Source organism: Paenibacillus sp. FSL H8-0317 (genome assembly GCF_045040685.1).
Lineage (GTDB): Bacteria > Bacillota > Bacilli > Paenibacillales > Paenibacillaceae > Paenibacillus.
In genome coordinates this window covers 3,023,870-3,047,764 of the sequence record NZ_CP150294.1, presented here as the reverse complement: position 1 = coordinate 3,047,764, position 23,895 = coordinate 3,023,870, and the positions used below count along the sequence as shown (strand labels likewise).

The following is a 23,895-nucleotide window of genomic DNA, read 5'->3' as shown; positions in this document are numbered from 1 at the left end:
GAAAATAGACAAATATTAATCCTCAATCAGCTCATATTCGCTTAATAAATCTTCAAGATCCTCTAATGACAAGTCACTAAATCCATAGTCGGTAGATGTCTTCTCCGTATGTTCTTTGCTGATACAGTGATCAATCACTTGTTCAATTGCTTCGATATAATAATGGTTTAAATTAAGAATCATTTCTTCTGAAAACGCAGACTTGGTATAGGTTGTGCTAAGGGCCAGGCTTCCGTTATAGATGGCTACATTCAGCTCAATCGGGTTCATGCGTGCAATGTGCTCGCCCATGCTTTCTCCCGGTTTAAAATGTGAAGCATGAACCCACCCGGAATTTGCGGATGCTCCGATCTCTCCCAAATAGTTAAATAGAATTGGAGCCTTCTTCTCCGCCTGTAACTCCGGCATCTGGGCCACATATTTCAGCGCTCCATAGCTAAAGCCTTTATGCGGTACCTTCCTTAATCCCTCTTTCACCCGTTTGATGGTGGTCGAAAGTTCGTCCTCCGCTTCACCCTCCAACAGAACCGGGTACAGGGTCGTAAACCAGCCCACGGTGCGGCTGAGATCGATACCCTCCAGCACATCCTCCCGGCCATGGCCTTCCAGGTTCACCTTCAGCTTCAGCTCACCCGTCAGCTTACGCACCGCAAGGTACAGCGCACTGAGTAACAGATCATTGATCTCCGTCTGATAGGCCCGGTTGCTCTCCCGCAGCAGCTGCCGGGTGACCTCCGCACTCAGGGTGCTTTGCAGGGTTTGGCTGTCCGCAAATCGATCCGGGCCTGCTGCTTCCTCCCGTTCTCCCAGGTTCAGTCCAGCTCCCTCCGCAGCAAGCCTGCTCCAGTAGGCTCGCTCCTTCGCAGCCTGTGGGCTGTTCGCGTACTCCTGCACAGCTTCTGCGAAGCGTTGGTAAGAATCCGTCTTCTCGCCCGCATCCAGCGCTTCTCCCCGCTCCGCCTGCTGATACAGCACTTCCATATCCTCCAACAGAATTCGCCAGGACACCCCGTCTACGACCAGGTGATGAATCGCCAGCAGCAGATGGTCTCCGTCCTCGGCTTCAAACCAACCAACCTGCACCAGCTTGCCCTCTTCCAGGTTACATGCCTGCTGCACCCGGGTAGCCGCCTCATAGACCTGACGCTCCGGTTCATTCCAGTCCCGTATATCAAATCGGTGCAAGGTATACATCCGCTCTCCAGTTTGAACCGGACGGTTGAATTGGCGGATACTCCCATCTGGTTGTATCTCATATCTCATGCGCAGCGCATCATGATGCTCCAGCAACCGATCCAGCACTGGTTCCAGCACGTCCGGCTTGAACCCGGTCGCCCGATGCAGCATGAAGGACTGCGTGAAGTGATTTCGTTCCGTCGTGTTGTTCGCAAAAAACCACTGCTGAATCGGGGTCAGCTGCACTTCTCCTTCCACAGGCTCCTGGCTCTGGCGCTCACGTTGATCCCATTTCACATACGGGGAGAGATCCCGAATCTTTGGGTAGGCGAACAAATCCCGGACCTCCATCCGCAGTCCCGCTCGGGCCAGACGTGATCCGATCTGGAGTGCCTTGATGGAGTCTCCCCCGGAAACAAAGAACTGGTGATTGATGCCTAGCTCCTCCATGTTCAGCACATCACGCCAAACTTCCACCAGTATGCGCTCCACCTCGCTACGCGGTGCTTCCGTCTCCGGCCCGGCAGGCAGATGGTGGTCCGGCTCTGGCAACGCCTTGCGGTCCAGCTTGCCATGGGACGTCAGCGGCAGCTGATCCAGCTGCACCACATAGGCCGGGATCATATAATCCGGCAGTTCCGCTTCCAGCCAGTCCCGAACGGTAGCAGCTGTCCACACTTCTTCACCTTTGGATACAACATAGGCGCACAGCGCCCCATTTCCCTGCGGGTCCTGATGAGCCAGAACCGCTGTTTCCCGGATGGCCGGATGTTTCAGCAGTTGTTGCTCGATCTCGCCAAGCTCAATCCGGTATCCACGGATTTTCACCTGTTGATCGGTACGCCCCAAAAATTGCAGTTGGCCACCAGGCAGCCAGCGCACCAGATCACCTGTCCGGTACATTTTGCCGCCGGGTTCATGCGGGTTGTCCACAAATTTCTCCGAAGTCATGTCCGGATTATTAAGGTAACCCCGGGCTACACTGTTGCCGGCAATGTATAACTCTCCTGCTACACCAACTGGACACAGTTGATGATCACTATTCATCACGTACGTCCAGATGTTGGGGAGCGGCTTGCCAATCGGAATATTGCCGTGAACCTGATCTACCCGTTGGTAGGTGGTAGCGACTGTGTTCTCAGTAGGCCCATATGCATTGATCAGCGGGTAGTCAGGAAGAAACGAAAGTTTCAGCTGTTCTCCTCCAGCAATTAGCAAACGCAATGAGGTATTAGGTTGATGGATAAAAACTTCACACACCTTGGGCGGCAACGTGATCAATGTAATGGAGTGTGCATTCAAATATGCATTTAGTCGTGACATATCCAGGCGCAGCTGAGATGGGATGATGTGCAGCTCGGCCCCCACCACCAATGTCGGAAAAATATCGATAATAGACCCATCAAAAGTAATTTGCAAATAATTAGCTGCACGATCTCGCTCCGTGATCTGCTGAGATTCACTGAAGCCATAACATAAATTGGCGAATGATCCATGCTCAATTAATACACCTTTTGGCAATCCGGTTGAGCCTGAGGTATAAATGATGTAGGCCAAATCATGGTCATCATGCTTTATTCGGGACACAACATTCCGCTCCTGGCGGCCGCCCTTCTCCTCAATGCTCTGTAATGGTGAGCAAGAACTGTCAAGCACCAGAGTTTTAATGGAATGACTGTATTTTTTCACTTGGGACAACAAATGCTCTTGAGTTACAACCACGCTGGCACCGCTATCTTCGAGCATGTAGCGAATGCGGTCCTCGGGAAAGGCAGGGTCCAAAGGCATATATGCCCCACCCGATTTGAGAATACCGAGTAAACCAACCATCATTTCCAATGAACGATTCATCATAATGCCTACAGGCATTTCTTTATGCAATCCAAGATCCAGCAGAGCTTCCGCAACATCGGTAGCCCGTTCATTCAGTTCGCTATAGGTTAGTTGTTGCCCATCATATACAACAGCTACTTTATTGGGAAAATGAATTGCATGGTCTGCAATCTGTTCCGGAACGGACTTTCGTTGGGCGTAGTCCCGAACATTGTTGTTGAACTGGTACAGCAGCAGCTCCCTTTCCTTTTCCGTCACCATGTTGATCTCACCAATGGTGCGTTGAGTATCTTTTACAATTTCTTTCAAAATTTCGTTATAATGCCCAGCCAGTTTCTCAATGGTCTCTTCTTTGAACAGCCTAGAGGCATACCCGTAAAACATCTCTATACCCTCCGCTGTTTCCAACGCGGTTACGCTCAGATCAAACTTGGCTGTGGGGTGACTGAACGGATAGTATTCAGCCAGCAAATCATTAGCGTCCATTCCCGTTGTCTGTTCAGCCTGAAGAGTAAACAGTGTATCGAATAGCGCACTCCTGCTTGCATCCCTTTTCACTTCAAGTTTGCTTACCAGTTCATCAAACGGATAGTCCTGATGGGCAAAGCCCTCAAGCGTAGTATCCTTAATATGATGAAGCAACTGCTGCAAGGACATATCGGGTTCAGGATAGAAGCGTAATGCCAGCGTATTAACAAACATGCCCACCATATCTTCCAATTCCGGATGCTCTCGTCCTGCCACCGTAGTCCCTATAATGATGTCATCCTGGGAAGTGTACCTGGCAAGAAGTATCGTATATGCGGTTAACAGCAAAACAAACAGCGTTACACCGTTTTCGGCAGCCAGCAAACGCAGTTTTTGTGTCAGTTCGGAATCCACTGCAAATTGAAGCCGGTTTCCTTCATGACTCTGAATCGCAGGTCGGGAGAAATCAAGCGGCAAATTTAACACGGGCAATTCACCTTTAAGCTTGTCTGTCCAGTATTGCTGGTGCTCTTGCCTTTGTTCCTGTTGTTCCGGGGCCAGAGACCATTCAGCATAATCTTTATATTGAAGGGTTAATGGTGCCAATTGTTTATGTTCATAGATTTGCCCTATTTCCTGGATAAGGATATCCATGGACACCGCGTCTGAAATCAAATGATGAATATCAAGACATAAATATTGGCTGGTCTCTGTTCGCCATAATGCAGCTCTGAACAAAGGGGCCTTCTCCAGATCAAAGGGTTGGATAAATGAATGTATGAACGGATCGAAATCCTTTTGCAACCCGCTGCCTACAAGAAGATAGAAGTTCACTTGGGCATGAATATGCTGCACGGGCTCACCATCGATTTCTGTAAAAGAAGTTCTCAGCCCTTCATGTCTATGAATCATTTCAAGCAATGTCTGCTCCATTCGTACCTGTTCAGCTTCTTTGGACAAACGGATAATAAGTGGCATGTTATACATCAAACCCGTTTGCTGCACCCGATCCAGAATGTAAAGTCTTCGCTGTGCTGCGGACAATGGATAATACGGTTTTTCGTTTGCCTTTTGGATTGGGCAAGTGCGCTGTGTCTCCACTGTTAGAAGCCATGCAGCCAGCTGCCTGATTGTAGGCATGTTAAAGATATCCTTGAGTGTAATCCGAAGCTCTAACTTTCTCTGAATGGCTGACATCATGGCAAATGCTCTCAAAGACTGACCACCCAGTTCAAAAAAGCTATGATCTACACCAATCGGCCGAAGTTCCAATATTTCTTCCCAAATGGATGCCAATATACATTCCAGCTCATTGCTTGGGGCCACATACGTCGTATTGGCCATGCTGTCCACATCGGGATGGGGCAAAACGTTAAGGTCCGCTTTACCATTGAGGGTACGCGGAATTTGCTCCAAGCTCATAAACCATGAAGGAATCATGTAAGCTGGCAATCGTTCTCTCGCATGTGTTTTCAGTTCATCAAAGCCATGTCCATGTTCTGGCGAATTCCAGACAATATAAGCGCATAGGCAGAGCTGACCCTGTTGGTCTTTTTGAGTTATAACTACAGCGTCGCTTACATCGGGATGATCTGCCAGATGATGCTCCACTTCCCGAATTTCAACGCGATATCCTCTGATTTTAATCTGTTCATCATTTCTTCCAAGAAACTCGATATTTCCATCCGGAAGCCATCTCCCCATATCCCCGGTGCGGTACATTTTGTTCCCCGATGCAAGCAGATGATCTACAAAACGGGATTGTGTGAGCTTGGCAAGGTTGAGATATCCCTTAGCGACCCCTGCTCCGCCGATATATAATTCCCCTGCTACACCAATCGGAACGGGTTGTTGATGTTCATCAAGTATAAACACCTCATAGTTACCAAGAGGACTGCCTATGGGAATTGACACTCTTCCTTCGTCCTGTGGCATCACACGATAATATGTAGCACATACCGTTGCTTCGGTAGGTCCATATGAATTGTACACCTGAGCCGAACCGACCATATTCCGGACATATTCGTATTTCAGGACATCCCCGCCACTGATAAATTTCATGTTGGCATGTGGACGCAGATGCCTGTTTTTGTCCAACTCGTTTAGAAGGAGCGGGGAACAGCTTAAGACAGTGATGTTCTCTTTTTCAATCTGCATAACCAGGTCATCCACATGCGTTTCGTTTAAATTGTCACTCAGGACAATACGCCCGGATACAGCCAGCAACGGAAATACTTCCTCAGTGAACGCATCGAAAGAAAAGGACACTACCTGAAGAACCGCATCCTCCTCTGTTAGCGGTACTCTGTCCAAAAATGTAGAAATATAGTTCAATACATTTCCATGAGTGGTCATGACCCCTTTAGGTGCACCCGTTGAACCGGAAGTGTAAATCACGTAGGCCAAATCTTCTTGCTCATTAACACCTTCCAGATTGTGTGGTTCCATACGTTCAATTTCCGGGTCGTCCATCTCCAGCTCGGATGTGATGTGGAGCTTGTCTCTCAAAGGACGCCCGTTCAAAAGCAACACGGCCTCGCTATCCCTGAGCATGTATAATACTCGGTCATCAGGCAGTTCAGGATCAATCGGCATATATGCAGCCCCCGCTTTAAGAACTGCAAGTATCCCAACAATCATATCCAAGGAACGCTCCACCATAACACCAACGATCGAATCGGGCTTTACCCCTCTCATTCGAAGCAGGCGTGCCAGCTTGTTTACTCGTTCATTAAGATGCTTATACGACATGGATTTTTCCCCGTGGACTACTGCGATCCGTTCAGGTGTAGATGCAGCGCGTTCTTCAAACCAATCATTTAAGGTACCCTGGTACGAATCCACTCGCTTGCTGTTAAACTCATACAACACCTGATCCTCTTCATGACTTGACAACATGCGAAGCTGACTTACCTTTTGCGTGACGTTCAACGCAATCTCATTCAACACATTCATCAAGTGACTTAAAAAACGTTCCATGCTATTTTTGGCAAACAATCCGGAAGCATATTGCAGATCCAGTTTCATGTGACTTCCGTAATGAATTACGGTGAGACTGAGATCAAATTTGGAGACCGGTAGATCGAATTCACACATTTCCGCTTGAAGCTGACCAAGTGGGAACACATAACCCTCGGCGTGCTGCAAATCAAACATTGTATCAAACAGTGTGTGTCTGCTCCGATCCATAGGTAAGTTCAGTTTTTCAATCAGTTCATCAAAAGGATAATCCTGATTCTCATATGCAGATAAGGTATGCCTTCTCACCTGATTCAAAAACGCGACAAATGTCTGTTCCGGGTCGATGTTATGTCTTGTTGCTATTGTATTGGTGAACAAACCCATTACTGATTTGAGATGTTCATTCGACCTGCCTGCGATCGGGGTACCCACGATAATGTCTTTCTGTCCAGTATATTTAGATAAAAGGACTGCGTAGGCTGATAAAAGCAGCATGTACATCGTTACGTCATGCTCATCGGCAAGACGCTGCAAATTTCTCGTTAATTCCTGATCCAATTGGGTAACCATTCGCTGACCGGCATAATTTTGCTCTGGCGGGCGGGCATAATCCAGAGGCATTTGAAGTTGTGGCAGTTCCCCGCTCAGCGTATCCAGCCAATATGTCTCCTGCTTCTTCAGATCACCTGAACGTTCTTTGGCTTTCTCCCATGCTACATAGTCCTTGTACTGGATGGAAACAGGTGTCAACGGTTTTCCACTGTATAGTTCAGCCAGTTCATTCAAAAACAACGCAAATGACATCCCATCGGATACAATATGATGCATATCCATGAGCAGTACATGCTGATCTTGATCCAAGCGAACCAGTTCCGCCCGCAGCAGCGGAGCCTGCGTTAGATCAAAAGGTCGAATAAATTGTTTGATCTTGACCAAGATATCTAAATCATTCCGTTCACTGAAATCAAGCTTAAACCGAATTTTAGGGTGAATCTTCTGAGCAGGCTCACCCCGATCATCCACAAATGACGTTCGAAGTGCTTCATGTCTTTCCATCACGCGCCCAATCGCTTCTTCAAGTAAATCCAGTTCGAGATGACCCGTCAGCTTCACCGCCATTGGAACGTTATAAGCAATTCCCTGATCGTCCATTTGATGCAGAATATACATTCTTTTCTGAGCTCTGGACAGGGGGTACATCTCGTTGGTCGATTCTTGAGCCTTTGGAATAGGCGCATTCCACACTTCTTCCTGATGGACCAGAAACTGAATTAGAGCCTGTTTGTGTTCTTTAATCTGTGATTTAAGATCAGCATTGATTTCCTCACGCGGTCCAATCATTTTGATTTTTCCGTCTTGATGGTACAATTTCACGTTCTTCTTCTGTAAATGATTCATAAACTCCGCTATGTTCATAGGAATTCACCATTCCTTTCAGTATGACGCCTAAGACGTGGAATTCCGGGAGAAACTGCACCTCTACACCGCATCTAATGAAGGGGCTATCTGTGATGCAGTCTCTCACGGATCATTGACTCATTTATTGTACATAAAGAACGAACTGCTAAATCTCTTCTTCCACATATTCATTCACATCAGGGCCAGCTGTGCTACCGCCCAATATATGAGAGGCCTGTTGTTTAATCGTTGGATACTCAAAAAATTGACTGATTTTTAATTCCATTTGCAACTTTCGGTTAGTCAACTGAACTGCATGCATCACTTTCAGGGAGTTCCCGCCGCATTCAAAGAAATGGTGGGCGGTGCCTATCGGCTTCACATTCAGCACTTCTTCCCATATGTTTATTAGCTGTTCCTCCACATAATTGGAAGGTGCCTCATACGTTGTCTCTGATTTGACTGCGATCTCAGGGCGAGGCAACGCATGGCGGTCTATTTTCCCGTTTGGCGTAAGTGGGAGCTGCTCCAATACCTTGAAATAGGAAGGAACCATATAGCCTGGCAAACGGGCTTCCATATAGGATTGCATATCCACCCGATTGATTTCTTTCAGGACGGTAAGGTAAGCACACAATGTATCCTGCCCACCCGAATCTTTGACAGCTACAACCGTGGCTTCACGGACATGCTCATGCGAAATCAGTACCTGTTCAATCTCCCCAAGCTCGATCCGATAACCTCTCAGCTTCACCTGATGATCCATTCGCTCCAAAAATTCAATCATTCCGTCAGACTGTCGGCGTACCCGATCACCAGTACGGTACATTCGTCCATGAAGCTGATATGGATTGTTGACAAATTTGGCTTCAGTCAGCTCTTCATTGTTCAGATAACCGAGACTTAATCCATCACCTGAGAGATAAAGCTCTCCAGGTACTCCATTTGGAACAAACTGTTGATTGTCGTCCAGAATCCATGCAGATGTGTTCGCAATGGGCTTGCCAATCGGAAGACTTCCATCATTGTCACCTATGGCTTGTACAGGGTAACTTGTTGCAAACACTGTACTTTCCGTAGGACCATATACGTGAATCAGTTTATCTGCTCCCATATGAGAAAGAGCTCTTCGGGCATGGGAGACCGAAGCCCGCTCCCCTCCAAACAGGAGTTTTCGAAGTCCAAGCAAACAATGAGGCGCACGATCAACCAGCAGGTTGAACAAAGCAGTCGTCATAAAACAGACCGTAATTCTCTCCTCTGTCAGCACTTTGGACAATTGGTTAATATCCAGCAGTGTCTCCTGTTCAATCATGACCAGCCTCGCGCCGTTTAATAGTGCTCCAAAGATGTCAAATATCGAGCCATCAAAGGCATAATTTGAAAGCTGCAATATCGAATCGGATGCAGAGATCTGAATATAATTTGTATCTTTCACTACCCGAATGGCATTGGCATGGGAGATCATTACACCTTTTGGTTTCCCCGTAGAGCCCGAAGTGTAGATAATATAAGCCAGATCGTCTCCGGCCTTATCCTCGGATGCCAAGGTTGGTGCTGATTCCTTCATGCCTATGCTCTCTAATCGGATGGTGTCTTCAACATTGGCATGTACATTCATGACTTCAGTGACGCCTGTGAAATCCTCCATCCATTGTTTCTCCGTAAGCAGCAAGGCGGCACCGCTGTCATGCAGCATGTGCATAATGCGCGCTTTTGGCCATTCGGGATCGATCGGTAAATAGGCTGCCCCGGCTTTGAGAATTCCAAGTATACTTATTATCATCTCGAAAGAGCGTTGTACCATTAACCCTACGATGGACGATTGCTGAATGCCTTGCATGCGCAAACGTTCCGACATCTGATTCGATTTCTCCTGCAGCTCCAGGTAGGTGAACTGTTTTTCATGCATGACCAATGCAACTGCATCCGGAGTTCGCTCTGCCTGTTCGTCGAATAGCTGAGATAATGTCTTTTCTTTGGGAAATGGTGTCATCGGACCATGGGATAACAGCTCCATCTTAGGTCTATCCCGCTCACCAATAAGAGTAATCTCTTTTACTCGAATATCCTGGTTTGCACTAATTTGCTCCGCCACACAGAGAACATGATCACCCAGACTATTCATCAGATCTGAATCCAGAACGTTACAGTTATAAGACCATTTAAGTCTGAATGTATCGTCCAGGACAGCAGTTACACTCAAATCATAGTGCGTGTGCTCGTTGCCATAAACGCGCTCCAGCGTTACTCCTGTCACATGCTCCGCCGCAAGGCTCGCAGCCTGTTCATTACCAAAATTTTGGAATACCAGTACATGGTCAAGCAAATCAGCTTTTAATTCACTTTGATCCTGTATATCTGCCAGGTGAACATAGCCATACTTTTGACCTTCCATCCCTTCCTGTTGAACCCTGCGGAGAACATTGGCAAAAAGCTCATCCGATTCAAGCTTCACCCTCGTAGGAATCGTGTTAATAAACAACCCGACCATATTCCCTATTCCTTCAACATCTGCGTCTCGCCCGGAAATGACTGTGCCGTATACGACATCTTCTGTACCACTGTATCTGCACAAGACCATGCCCCATATTGCCTGAATCAACGCATTAAATGTAACCTGATGGTTCACAGCGAACTGTTTTAGCCGACTTGTGAGTTCACGCGGGAATTGAATTTCCTGCTCCCGCAACGTTGGCGCTGCTGTATCCAGGTTAGTCCCTGTTTTGGGCAAAGAGACTCGTTCATAGTAGCCTTGGAGATACTGTTTCCAATACGCCAGTGCTTCCTCCTTGTTCTGTTGATCAAGCCAGTCGAGGTAGTCCCCCAGCGGCCTGGTTTCTTCCAACATTTCAGGCTGCCCAGCCTGCTGACTGGCATAAATCTCAAACATTTCACGAATCAGGATGTCCAGACACCAACCGTCCAGCAAAATATGATGATGACTGATGACCAGCGTGAACGCATCCGCCCCTCTGGAGATCAGACAAAATCTGATTAATAACTCCCGGCTGAGATCAAACCCTCTTTCCTGATCAGCAGTCATGAACTGCTCCATCCGTTGAAGCTGTTCATCCTGGCTCTTTCCGGTCCAATCCAGCATCAACCATTCAGCCTGCTGCTGGTCAATAATAAGCTGGCGAGGTTGCTGCACAAGATGATATTCAAATATGGAACGAAGCCCTTCGTGACGCTGTATCACCCGCCCTAAGCTGTATTTCAATATCTCCACATCAACGTTACCCTTTAATTCCACAAATACCTGCTCAAAATAGGCGTGTGATGTTTCTTGCTCCAGTGAATGGTACAACATGCCGGATTGCATAAGGGTCAACGGATAAATTTTGCTGATCACAAGTGGATCAACTCTATTTTGTATGGCTTCCAACTCCGCTATGGACACAGGATGCTTCCCATAATCGGACGGGGTTCTCTCTGAGCCCTGCTTGTTCCGGCAGTGTTGAACGATTTGATACAAGTTATACATGAACAACCGATTAAGCTTTTCAGCAATCCCAGCTTCGTATACTCCATCACTGTAAGTCGTATGAATGGTGAACTTCCCATCTATTACAACTGCATTTATTTCAAAATCATGAGCTCTGATGAGTTGCCCACCCATCGTTTGTCCTACCGGGATATATGACGAACTGAACAAGCTCCGTTCCAGACTGCTGTCCAGTTCACCCATATAATTGAACAAAATAGGTGCTTCCTTTTCATCTGCAAAACCATGCTGATCAGCAGCCATATACTTGAGAATTCCGTATCCGATGCCTTTATTGGGAACGGCTCTCAGTGTTTCCTTGACTGTTTTAATTGCCTCGGGCAATTCCGGCTCCTGAAACAGGTCAAATACCACCGGATATACGGATGTAAACCACCCCACCGTTCTGCTGACATCCATCTCGGTTGCGAGCGCTTGTCGGCCATGTCCCTCCAGCATAATTTTAAACCGGGCTTGAGCAGTCATCTCGGTTACACTTAGCATAAGTGCAGTCAACAGAATGTCATTAATCTCGGTTTGGTAGGCTCTGTTTGTCTGTTGAAGAAGCCAGCCGGTTTGTTCACGATCAAGCTCAGATACAAGGGTAGCGCTATGACCATGGTCATTGACCGTGTACGTTGTTTGGCGCTGAGAATCCAGGAATGGCGTATACACACTAGACACTTTGTTCCAGAAGGCCTGCTCCTTTTGCAAAAGGTGATGTTTGGAATAAGACCTTAATGCAGCAGCAAATTGCTGGTACGAGACGGTTTGGGGTCCCACATCAAACGGCTTTTGTTCAACCCCTTGCATGTATAACCATTCAAAATCTTCGAGCAAAATTCTCCAGGACACACCATCCATGACCAAATGATGAATAGTAATTAACAGGTGATCGCCTTCATCAAGCCGGAAGAGCCGGAGTTTAACGAGCTGTCCCTCATGAATCCGCATTTTCTTATGCAATAACGATGCCTGCTCTTCAATGAATGCCTCTGCCTCTGGTTGTGCTGCGCCTCTGACATCCACAATATCGAACTCAAACATACCGCTTCTATAGCTCGGGATAGTCTGGATCATTTCTCCAGAAGAGTTATATTCATAAACCATCCTTAACACGTCATGATGCTCCATCAGTTTATCGAAACTAAGCCGAATGGCGTTCTGATCGAACCCATCCTGCCTGAATAACATAAAAGCCTGATTGTAATGGTTGTGATCCGTATCGTTTCTTGCAAAAAAGCGCTGCTGAATGGGCGTTAGGAAAACCTCACCTGTCACCTCAGCATTCCCAGTAGTTGGGGTCTGGGACTGCTTAACATATGGACTAAGCTGCCGGATCGTCGGGTTGGCAAAGAGATCCTTCATCTCTACTTTCAAACCCAGCTTGGACAATCCGGAAATCGTCTGAAGTGCCTTGATGGAATCCCCACCCATAACAAAAAAGTTGTGATGAATCCCAATGGAATCCAGATTCAAGATGTTCTCCCATATCTGAACAAGCTTCTGCTCTTTGTCATTCCTCGCTGGTTCATACTTCGCGTCATCCAGTATGCGGTTGCCCGGTTCAGGAAGTCGAGAGCGATCGACTTTTCCGCTTACCGTTCTTGGCAAGTGATCCATTTTGACAAAATGGGCTGGTATCATATATGAAGGAACCTGTAACTCAAGTCTCTCACGAACGTCCATAATGGAGATCTCCGGATCAGCAATTACAATATACGCACTGAGATAATCATTACCGCGGTCATCCTGACCTGCATTAACAAACGCCTCTTGAATTACCTCCAGGCGGGTTAACTGGTACTCCACTTCCCCCAGTTCAATTCGATAACCACGGATTTTAACCTGATCATCCTGTCTACCAACAAATTCAATGGTTCCATCCGGTAGCCATTTGGCGGTATCGCCTGTACGATACATTTTCCGATCGTTGTCTACAGGTGAGTCCACAAACTTCTCTGCCGTAAGATCCGGTTGATTCAAGTAACCGCGTGCTACACCTTCACCAGAAATACACAGCTCACCGGGTACACCAACCGGCTGAGGACGATTGTAACGATCCATAATCAGAATACTTGTATTCCGGATCGGTCTACCAATCGGAATCGTTCCTGATCGCTCGCCTATCCCATACATGATTCTGTTCCAAGCCGCGTCCACCGTGCATTCCGTCGGTCCATATACGTTTGTAACGTTTGCTCTCATTCCAGGGAGCGTGGTATATACTTCATCGAGAAGGTCGAAGGTCAGCACGTCCCCACCAATGATCAGCTCTTGCAGTTCATACTGCTGTTTGCATCCGTTCGAGGCCAGAGTGAGCAATTTCAGATGAGCAGGCGTACCATCGGACACATGAATATGATGATGAGCATAATAATTCAGCAAAAGATCTGCTTCCCAGACTGTGCTCTTAGGCACGATATGCAGTGCATGTCCCAGCAGCAAAGCAGCAAAAATCTGCTTCACCGAGGCATCAAAGATATATGGCGCAATCAATGCAATATTCAAAGGGGTCTCATAGTGCTGATATATCGCTTCCACCAATCCGTCCACCAGATTGTGAACATTGTAATGTTCAACAACGACGCCTTTGGGTTTGCCAGTAGAACCCGAAGTATAAATGACATAAGCCGCATCGCTGGAATGGTTGATCAAGTCCGGTTCACGTACTGGTTCACGTAGCCCTGAACGATCCAATGCATCCAATAAAATAACTGTACCTTCAAACACAAGGTCATCCACCATGGAATGATCTGCTGTACATAATAAACGCGCACCACTGTCAGTCAGCATATAACGCTTACGCTCAGTAGGAAGTTCAGGATCGATCGGCATGTAAGCCGCGCCTGATTTGAGCACACCTACAATCGCAACGATCATATTTATGGAGCGCTCAACCATCACAGCTACAATGTGATTTGGTCCTGCTCCTTCCTGACGTAACTCGCAAGCCAGGACATTCGCCCTCTCATTCAAAATGCGGTAGGTCAGCTGTTCATTCTCGAAAACTAAAGCGATGTTGTCCGGATTGTGTTCAACCTGCTCCATAAACATCTGGACCAATGTTTTGTCCCGTTCATAGGCCTGTCTCGGCGGGTTGAACCCTGTCAGAACGGTTTTCTCAGGTTGCGTCAGAATATCCAATTGATCCAGTCGTACTTCTGGAGCAGCAGCGACCTGTCTCAATATCTCGACAAAATGTTCAGCAAAGCGCTGAATACGCTCCGCCCGGAACACATCCGTGTTATATTCCAGTTCGAGATTCCAGCTCAGGTTGGTTTTGTTCATTCTGGCCGTCATATCAAATTTGGAACGTTGAATGCCATCTTCAAGCAAACCGGCCTCTACATCGTTCATCTGGAGATCAAGATGATCTGTATTTTGAACAAGCATGACGTCAAACAGTGGATTGCGTGAAGGATCACGCTTCACATCAACCTGTTCCACCAAACGTTCAAATGGATATTCCTGATGCTCATAGGCCTGAAGTGTGTTCTCCTTCACCTGTTCCAGATATTGCTGGAAGGTATAATGGCCCAGCGGCGCATTTCTGAGAACTATTGTGTTTACAAACATGCCGACAACACGGTTGAGATCATCATGATTCCGACCTGATACCGGCGTACCAATCAGGATATCTTCCTGTCCGGTATATCTGGAGAGCAGCGTTGTAAATGCCGAGACAAACAGCATATACATGGTGGCTCCCTGATCATTGGCCAGCTGCTCAAGCGCAACCGTCAGTGTTTCATCCAGATGCAAACGAATCTGATCACCATTAAACGTCTTAGTCTTCGGCCGTGCAAAATCCAAAGGCAGGTCAAGAACCGGAACCTCTTCCTTCAATACATCAGCCCAATATTTCTCATGCCGCATCGAGTCACTGTTAGATTGTCGCTCGTGTACCCAGAGTGAATAATCCTTGTACTGTGTAGCGACAGGTGGCAATTTTTTGCCATTGTAGAACTCGGCCAGTTCATGCAATAGAATCCCTATCGAAATTCCATCTGAAATCATATGATGCATGTCAAACAAAAGGACATGTTCATCTGCTTTGGTTTGCACAAGTTCAGCCCGCATCAGCGGAGCTTTTTCTAATGAAAAAGGTTGTACCCACTCGGATAGAACAGGTGGTTCCCCTGCGGTATGGAGGGAACTATACTGAACTTCAAAGTCGACGCTTGGCATAATTCGTTGAGCAGGCTTACCCTGATTCATGACAAATGAAGTTCGAAGCGATTCATGTCTTGCAATCAGGCGGGAGAACGCCTCATTCAATTGTTTTTTATTTATGCTTCCCTTTAATTTCATAGCAAGAGGCATATTATAGGCTGTATCCGTAGGATCCAGATTGCTCAAAATATAAATTCTTTGCTGCGCTGCTGATAAATCATACAAGGACTGCAATGGCGCATGGGGAATAGATGTATATTTGCTTTTTTTATGATCCAGAATGAATTGGGCCATGCCACGGATTGTAGGCGTACGGAAAATCTGTACCAGTGGCATTTCTACCTGCATCTCCTTGTGTAATCTGGAGATTAGTATGGTCGCCAGCAGGGAATGTCCGCCAATATCAAAGAACCGGTCATGGACACCCACATTTCCAATCTTTAGAATGTCCTGCCAAAGAGTGACCAGTGCAATTTCAACCGGATTCCTTGGTGGTTCATACGCGATAGCTGTTCGGTTGTCCGATAGTGTCGGAATCGGCAATGCCTTACGGTTCACTTTACCATTAGCTGTTAAAGGCAAACGATCCATTATGACGAGATGGGCAGGCACCATATACGAAGGCAAACACCGAGTCAATTCTTCTTTAATCTCATCGATGAATCCCACAGGATACCCCTCATGACAAACCACATAGCCGCAAAGAAATGTCGAACCTGCCGGGTCTGTATGCGCGACAACTGTCGCCTCTAACACCCCTGGGTTCTGCAAAAGCAGATGTTCAATCTCTCCAAGCTCAATACGGAATCCCCGTATTTTCACCTGATCGTCCATACGACCCAAATATTCAATATTGCCATTCGAAAGCCAACGAACCCAATCTCCGGTCCGATACATCCGTTGTTCTGGATTAAACGGATGTTGAACAAACTTCTCTGCCGTTAACTGCGGCCTGTTCAAATACCCTTTTGCAAGTCCGGCTCCGCTTATGCACAATTCACCCGGAACCCCTATAGGCGAAAGCTGGTCACTGCCACTCAGAATAAACACGTTGGTATTCGGCAGTGGTCGACCTATAGGAATATTGGAATACATCTGATCTATGGTAAAACTTGTGGTGACGACTGTATTTTCAGTTGGTCCATAATTATTTACAACCTCATAGTTTCGGGATTCAAAATAATTCAGCTTGTCTCCCCCCGTCAGCAATGTTCGAAGGGAACGATTCTCCTGCCGGATAAACTGCTCGCAAATCGCTGTAGGCAGGAACGCAATACTAATCTGATGCTGATGGAAGTAATCATTGATGCGCACCACATCCAGCCTGATTTCATCCTGAATCAGATGTACGGAAGCTCCTGACAACAGGTATGGGAACAATTCCCACACAAAAGCATCAAAGCTCAAGCTTGCATAGCTGGCACTGCGATCAGCATCGGTAATCTGATACCGTTTATGATGCCATGTACACAAATGAACAAGCGATTGGTGTGAAACCATCACTCCCTTGGGCTGACCTGTGGAACCTGATGTGTAAATGACATAAGCCAGATCCCGACTTTGCCCCCGTATTGGTTGCAAGGAAGAGGAGACCAGAAATTCGTCCGTTTGCAAAAGTTCAGTCTGCAAATCAATGAGATGGACAGAGCTTTCTTTTCCCTGAACGACATGTTCAAACCGTTCCTTCGGTGTTAATACCCATTGGGTCTGACTGTCTTCAAGCATGTAATGGATACGATCATTTGGATAGGCTGGGTCAATGGGCAAATATGCTCCGCCTGCTTTTAGAACCGCCAGCATTCCGATCACCGCATCGATTGAACGCTCTGCGAGGACCCCGACGATGTTGTTATCACGCACTCCTTTTTTCCGTAGTAGATCAGCAAGCTGTTCACTTCGTTGGTTCAACTCGCGATAGGTTACATGATTTTCGCCCATCACCAGAGCAACATGATCCGGTGTACGTCTCACTTGCTGTTCAAAGAGCTCATCCACAGTTTGATGCAACGGATACTCCATAGATGGTGAATTAAAGGTATGAATCAACTGATCTCTTTCTCTCGGAGACACACTTTCAATCTCGCTAAGCGGCTGTTCCAGACCGGATATCATGTTGCCTACTAAGGCAATATAGTTTTCACTCATGCGCTGAATGGTTTCCTGACCAAACAAATCGGTGGAGTACTCCACGTTAAGCACGATTTCATTTTCAAACTCAAGGATGTTGAATGTCAGATCAAATTTTGCATTATCCAGATTAAACATGACAGGCGACACCTGCATACCCTCTTTTTCACGAGTAAACAGCGAAGCGTTCTCTAGCGAAAACATCGTGTCAAACAACGGATTACGATTGAACTCACGCTGCGCACCTGTTTTTCGCACCAGTTCATCAAATGCATACTCTGAATGTTCAAAGGCTGCTACGGTTGATTGTTTGATTTGCTCAATAAACTGTCTGACCGTATCCGATTCGTTCATCTGGTTTCGCAATGCAATGGTGTTCACAAATACTCCAAACATATGTTGTAACGGCTCATGCAGACGGCCAGAGGCAGCCGTACCCACAACCAGGTCTTTCTCATGTGTATACCGGTGCAGTAATAGGAAATAGGCACTAAGCATCACCATATACAACGTTGATCCGGTATCCTTGGCAAGCTGCCTGATGTCGCAGGTCAGGCTCTCGCCCAAGTGATTGTAGATGTTGTTTCCTTCATACCTGTTAACTTCAGGTCGTTTGAAGTCGTACGGAAGCTCAGGTGTTGGCGGGGTACTACTATATATATCCAGCCAGTACGCCTCCTGTTTCGCCATCTCATCCGAATGACTGTACTGTTCCTGCCATGCCGTATAATCCTGATAATGCACATCAACGTCTGGCAGAATTGAGCCACTGTAGAGCTCCAGCAATTCGTTCATCAATATGCCTTGAGATGTACCGTCAGCCACAATATGGTGGAAATTTATAATAAACAAATGACGTCCATGGCCAATTCTCACCAGTTTTGCCCTCATTAAAGGAGGCTGGCGGAGATCAAAAGCTTGAGTGGACTGTTTGCACAGGTTGCTTGTCAAACGAATGAGTTCATGGTCATTTGTATCGAGTTCTCCAAGATCATCATATTCAAGTTCAAAGGCTACGTTTGTATGAACCGTCTGAATAAGCTCATCCTCTATCACTTCAAATCCAGTTCTCAGTATTTCATGCCTCTCAATAAACGTTTGAAGCGCTCTCTCAAGCCGTACGAAGTGTACTTCTCCTTCCATAAGCAACGCCATGGGAATGTGATAAGCTCCCCTATTATTTTCAAGCAGCGAGAGGGTGTACATGCTTCTCTGGGCTGCAGAAGCCTTATACCGGTCACGGCGACTTAACTTCTCAATGATCACAGCAGGTTTGACATGTGCTTTGGTAACCAAGTATTGTTCCAAGCTGTATATCGTATCATTTCGGAACATTTCGCCAATGGGAACTTCAACATGAAGACGCTTCTTCACTTCAGCCACCATTGCCATAATTTTCAGCGAATCTCCGCCGAGATCAAAACAGCTTACGTTCAGGCCAATCTGCTTCAAGCCAAACACATCACTCCAGATCTGAAGCAGCTGTTCCTGAATGGAATTGACAGGCTCTGTATCCACTACAGCATGTTCACGAACAGTGAGTTGATGCTGCCTTGCCACTTGTTCAAGTGTCGCTTTGTTGACCTTGCCATTGGCAGTAAGCGGAACTTCATCTACATTCAGGAACATGGACGGAACCATGTAATTTGGTAATTTACTTTGCAAAAGGGCTTTCAGTGGCAGTGTGTCCACATCCTGATCTGTAACAACAAAGGCAAAAAGGCTCTTGACTCCGTTCTCGTCAGCAAGATCAATAACGGCTGACTTTTGCACATCTTCAGCTTGCAAAAGTACGTTCTCAATTTCACCAAGTTCTACCCGATAACCTTTGATTTTGACCTGGCTATCTTTTCTGCCCAGGAACTCCACATAACCTTCGGATCGAAGGACACCAAAATCGCCTGTCTTGTAGATGTACCCGAACTGTGGATGAACAATGAATGACTGTCTTGTTTTTTCCTCGTCATGAAGATAACCGCTTGCTACACCGCTTCCTCCAATGTACAATTCCCCCTCAACATCTACAGGGCATGGTTGAAGTTGTCTGTTCAGCACATGAATTTGTTGATTGGCTAGTGGTCTACCATAAGGGATACTCTTCCATTGCTCAGACACTGCCGTGATTGGGTAATAGATGGACCATATCGATGCTTCAGTGGCTCCTCCCAAACTAACCACCTCAGATTCAGGAAATACGTCTACTATTTTCTGAGGAAGCCGCAGAGATATCCAGTCACCACTAAGCAATACCAGACGAAGGTCGTTGTTCTGCTCTCCCGGTGAATACAGATCAACACACATGTCCATAAGAGCAGGAACCGAATTCCAAATGGTGATTTTTTCTTGTTCCATCACGTTCTTGAGCTGAAACATGTCACGCTGATCATCAATAAGAACCAGGCAAGCCCCGCTGCTGACTGCGCCGAAAATATCATAGACGGATAAGTCAAAACATAATGAAGATATGCCCATCATTCGATCACTGGATGTTACGTTGAATCTTTCATTCATATCCAGGATCGTATTGGCTGCTGCGCCGTGCTTGATCTGCACACCTTTGGGCTTGCCCGTGCTGCCAGAAGTAAAAATAACATAGGCCATATCATCATTCGTCACTCTGCTGTTTATGGATTCCGCAGAGTAGGTTTCTAACGATTCCGTCTCATATAGCTCTGGCATGATGAAAAATTTACAGTTGGCCTTTTCGCGAATATATTGCTTACGCTCCTCCGGATAGTCCGGATCAAGCGGAATATAAGCTGCTCCCGCTTTGAGCACACCGAATATATTCACAATGGTGTCAATGCATCTCTTGCCATACACACCAATATAATCGCCCCGCTGTACTCCGTGATCGATCAAATACCTAGCTATCTGATTCGATCTGCGTTCCAACTCTATGTAACAAATGGAACGTTCATGATGCTGAATCGCCACCCGATCTCCTAATCTGGTCGCTGTTGCAGTTAACAGGTCATGCAGAGGCTTCAGAGTAAACGGTTTGCTCGTATCGTTATACTGTTTGATGAGTTGCCTGCTCGCTTGACTTAACTCAAGCTTGGTAACTTGTGTTGCAGAGATCACTTGGTTCAGAATGTTCAGATACTGCTGGAACATAGATTCAATCACTTCTTGTTCAAACAATTGATCCACAAAGTCCCATGTGATATACAAACCGCCATTGATTTCATAGACCTGATTATCAATATAAACCTGTGAGGTTCTTGTACTGAAATACTTGATCTGGTCAAAGTTAAACAAAGCGTCAAATGAATCTTCCACATTTTCATTTAAGACACTTGTAAATACAATTGGCATGACTGCTCTTTTGTGCATATCATGTTTTTTGCCCAATTGTCTTATAAAATCAACGCCATCATAATGTCTGTGATCCAATGCATCCAGCAATGAATGTTGCACTGACTCTGTAAATGTCCAGAACGAATTCAGAGATTTTTGGGCATCAATATCCAGCAGCATCAGCGTTGTAAAGTCTCCCGCCATCCTCTTCACATCTTCATGAAACGGAATCCGGTTAAATACGGTCAGGTTGACCCCAAATCTCTCCTGGTTTGACCAATGCGCAAGTACATAGGCATAGGCTGCGCATAAAATGGAAGTTGGGGTAACGTTATGCTGCCTTGCCTGCTGTTTAAGCTTGTTCCAATGTTCACCCGTTATAAAGTTCGAGAATTTGCTGAATTGGGGCACGTTTATGTCTGCCGGATTACATTTGAGCGGCAAAGTCGGAGAACCCGGAAAGTCTTCCAGCTTGTCCATCCAGTAGCGCTGATCCTTGAAATAACGTGCAGACTGTTTGAAACGTGCCATTGCCTGAACGTAGTCCCTGAAATTATATTGAAGCTCCGGCAGCTCCTGATCCCCGTTCGCATAGAGCCATTTGAATTCCTTGATGAGCAGTTTCAAGCTGCTGTCATCACAGATAAGCGGGTCCAGATTCAGATAAAAATAATATTGATTCTCTGACATCCGGTAAGCTTTCATTTCAAATAATGGCCAATCGCTTGGAACAATCACTTTTGTCATCATTCGTTGTCTCTCTGCTTCCATTTGCGAGCTACGATATGCCGTATCCCATTCTGACACGTCTATCACTTCTACCGTGTATAACGGTGGACTTTTCAATATTTGCTGTGTCCCGTTCTCGTACACAACTGTTCGTAATATAGGATGCCTATTGATCAATTTCTGCAAAGTTGCATTAACCAAATCCATATCCGCCTCGGCCTCGAATTCGACCGTAAAATTGGTTGCAGCTCCACCCAGCTCAAATGCAGGGTCACGTCCAATCAAATAAGCCAGCTGAATACCCGTAAGACCAAATGGCTCAAGCATATTGGCAGGATCACCTTGATCCGTAAAGTAAGCCTCCGTGTTATCCTCATCATTATTTTCTTCCAAAAATGTTGCTATATTTTGGATCGTTCCAAGACGGAAAAGCTGGTTTAATGGCAGACTTGCACTTAAATCCTCATTAATCCGTGCAATCACTTCAATGGCATTAAGGGAATGACCGCCCAGATGTGCAAAACTGTCATTTACACTCAATTGCTCGATCTGTAGTACATCCTTCCAAATCATGGACAGGTGTTGTTCCAACTCTGTTGTCGGAGCAACGTATTCCCTGCCTGAATGGATGCTGCTATCCGGCTCAGGTAATTCACTTTTGTTAATCTTGCCATTAGCAGTCAACGGAAGCAGCTCCAGTTTGACATAATAGCTTGGCACCATATACTCCGGTATTCTCTGTTCCAGGAAAAGACGCAGCTCCTCAATCGAGGTTTCTTGGGTCAACACCATATATGCACACAGATAGGCATGGCCTGCATCGTTTGTTCGCATCATGACAAATGCCTCTGCTACCGCATCATGCCGGGACAAATGGGTTTCAATTTCACCCAGCTCGATCCGAAAACCACGAAGCTTCACCTGTTGATCCATTCGATCCAAAAATTCAAGGGTATGCTCAGGCGTCCAGCGAACCAAATCACCCGTGCGGTACATCCGTTCTGATGTAAATAAGGGATGCGGAATGAATTTTTGTTCTGTGAGTTCATCGTTATTCAAATAACCGAGCGCAAGTCCATCACCGGATATGCATAATTCACCGGTTGCTCCAACAGGGACGGGATGATCATGCTCATCCAATACCAGAACGGAGGTATTAGCGACTGGAATGCCAATCGGCACTGTAAGCGCTTCCTTTTCGATTTCATTTACAGGATAATATGTGGCAAAAACCGTGCTTTCCGTAGGTCCATAAACATGAATAAGCTTATCGCTCCCCATATAATCAAGCGCTTTTTTTACATGTGTTAACGAAACTCTTTCCCCGCCAAAGAGCACTTTGCGAACCGATTGGAAGCAGGATATTTCACGTTCCACGATAGCATTAAAAAAAGCAGTTGTGATGAACATAACGGTAATCCCATTTTTTTCAATGGACCGGGCCAGGCTGGGCATGTGAAGTGCCTCTTCCTTCTGAATAATGACCAATCTTGCTCCGTTCAGTAGGGCTCCAAATATTTCAAACACCGATGCATCAAATGAATAGTTGGACATCTGAAGCATGCGGTCCTGCTCCGTAATGGTGATGTAATTGGTATTACATACAACACGAATGGCTGATCGATGAGAGATCACCACTCCTTTGGGGAGACCCGTTGATCCCGATGTATAAATGATGTAAGCCGGATCTTCTGCCTGATTAATATCCGTCAATGCATCGGATGGAAAGTCACAATAATCCTCAATGGTGGGATGAATAACCTCCAAACCGATACATTCTATGTAATTCTCTTCAGGATGAGATGTCAGCAGCATACATGCCCCACTATCCTTGAGCATATAATTCACTCGTTCCCTAGGTGTTTCGGAATCAATCGGTAAATAAGAAGCCCCTGATTTGAGAACGGCTATTAAAGCAATTATCATTTCAGGGGATCTCTCTAACATAATACCGATTATTTTGTCGCGGTCTGCTCCCTTCTGACGAAGAAGTGCGGCAATCTGGTTTGAATACTGATCTACTTCCTTGTACATATATTGAATGGTGTCTGAGGCTACCGCAATGGCATCGGGATGCAAGCGGGCCTGTTCTTGAAATAACTGATGGATGGTATGATTGCGGGGATAGTCTGTTCTATTCTCGTTCACTGTCGGATTCTCTCTGATATTGGAATGTCCAGTAATCATAACGATATCCTTCCTTTGCAAGCAGAATACTTTTATTATATTATCCTAAAATT

At 46.2% G+C, this 23,895-nt stretch carries 2 protein-coding genes; both read right to left on the bottom strand.

Annotation, left to right across the window (positions count from 1 at the left end; all coding sequences use genetic code 11):
* Positions 1-15: 15 nt before the first annotated feature.
* The gene (locus MHB43_RS13905) at positions 16-7,854 is read right to left on the bottom strand and encodes an amino acid adenylation domain-containing protein (protein WP_405132149.1); all 7,839 of its coding nucleotides are present in this window, start codon (positions 7,852-7,854) and stop codon (positions 16-18) included.
* Positions 7,855-8,002: 148 nt separating this feature from the next.
* Complete coding sequence (locus tag MHB43_RS13900) at positions 8,003-23,842, bottom strand: amino acid adenylation domain-containing protein (RefSeq protein ID WP_405132148.1); 15,840 nt, start codon at positions 23,840-23,842, stop codon at positions 8,003-8,005.
* Positions 23,843-23,895: the final 53 nt, after the last annotated feature.

Coding starts and splice junctions, on each gene's coding strand:
- MHB43_RS13905 (WP_405132149.1), bottom strand. CDS start 7,854: ATGAACATAGCGGAGTTTATGAATCATTTACAGAAGAAGAACGTGAAA.
- MHB43_RS13900 (WP_405132148.1), bottom strand. CDS start 23,842: ATGATTACTGGACATTCCAATATCAGAGAGAATCCGACAGTGAACGAG.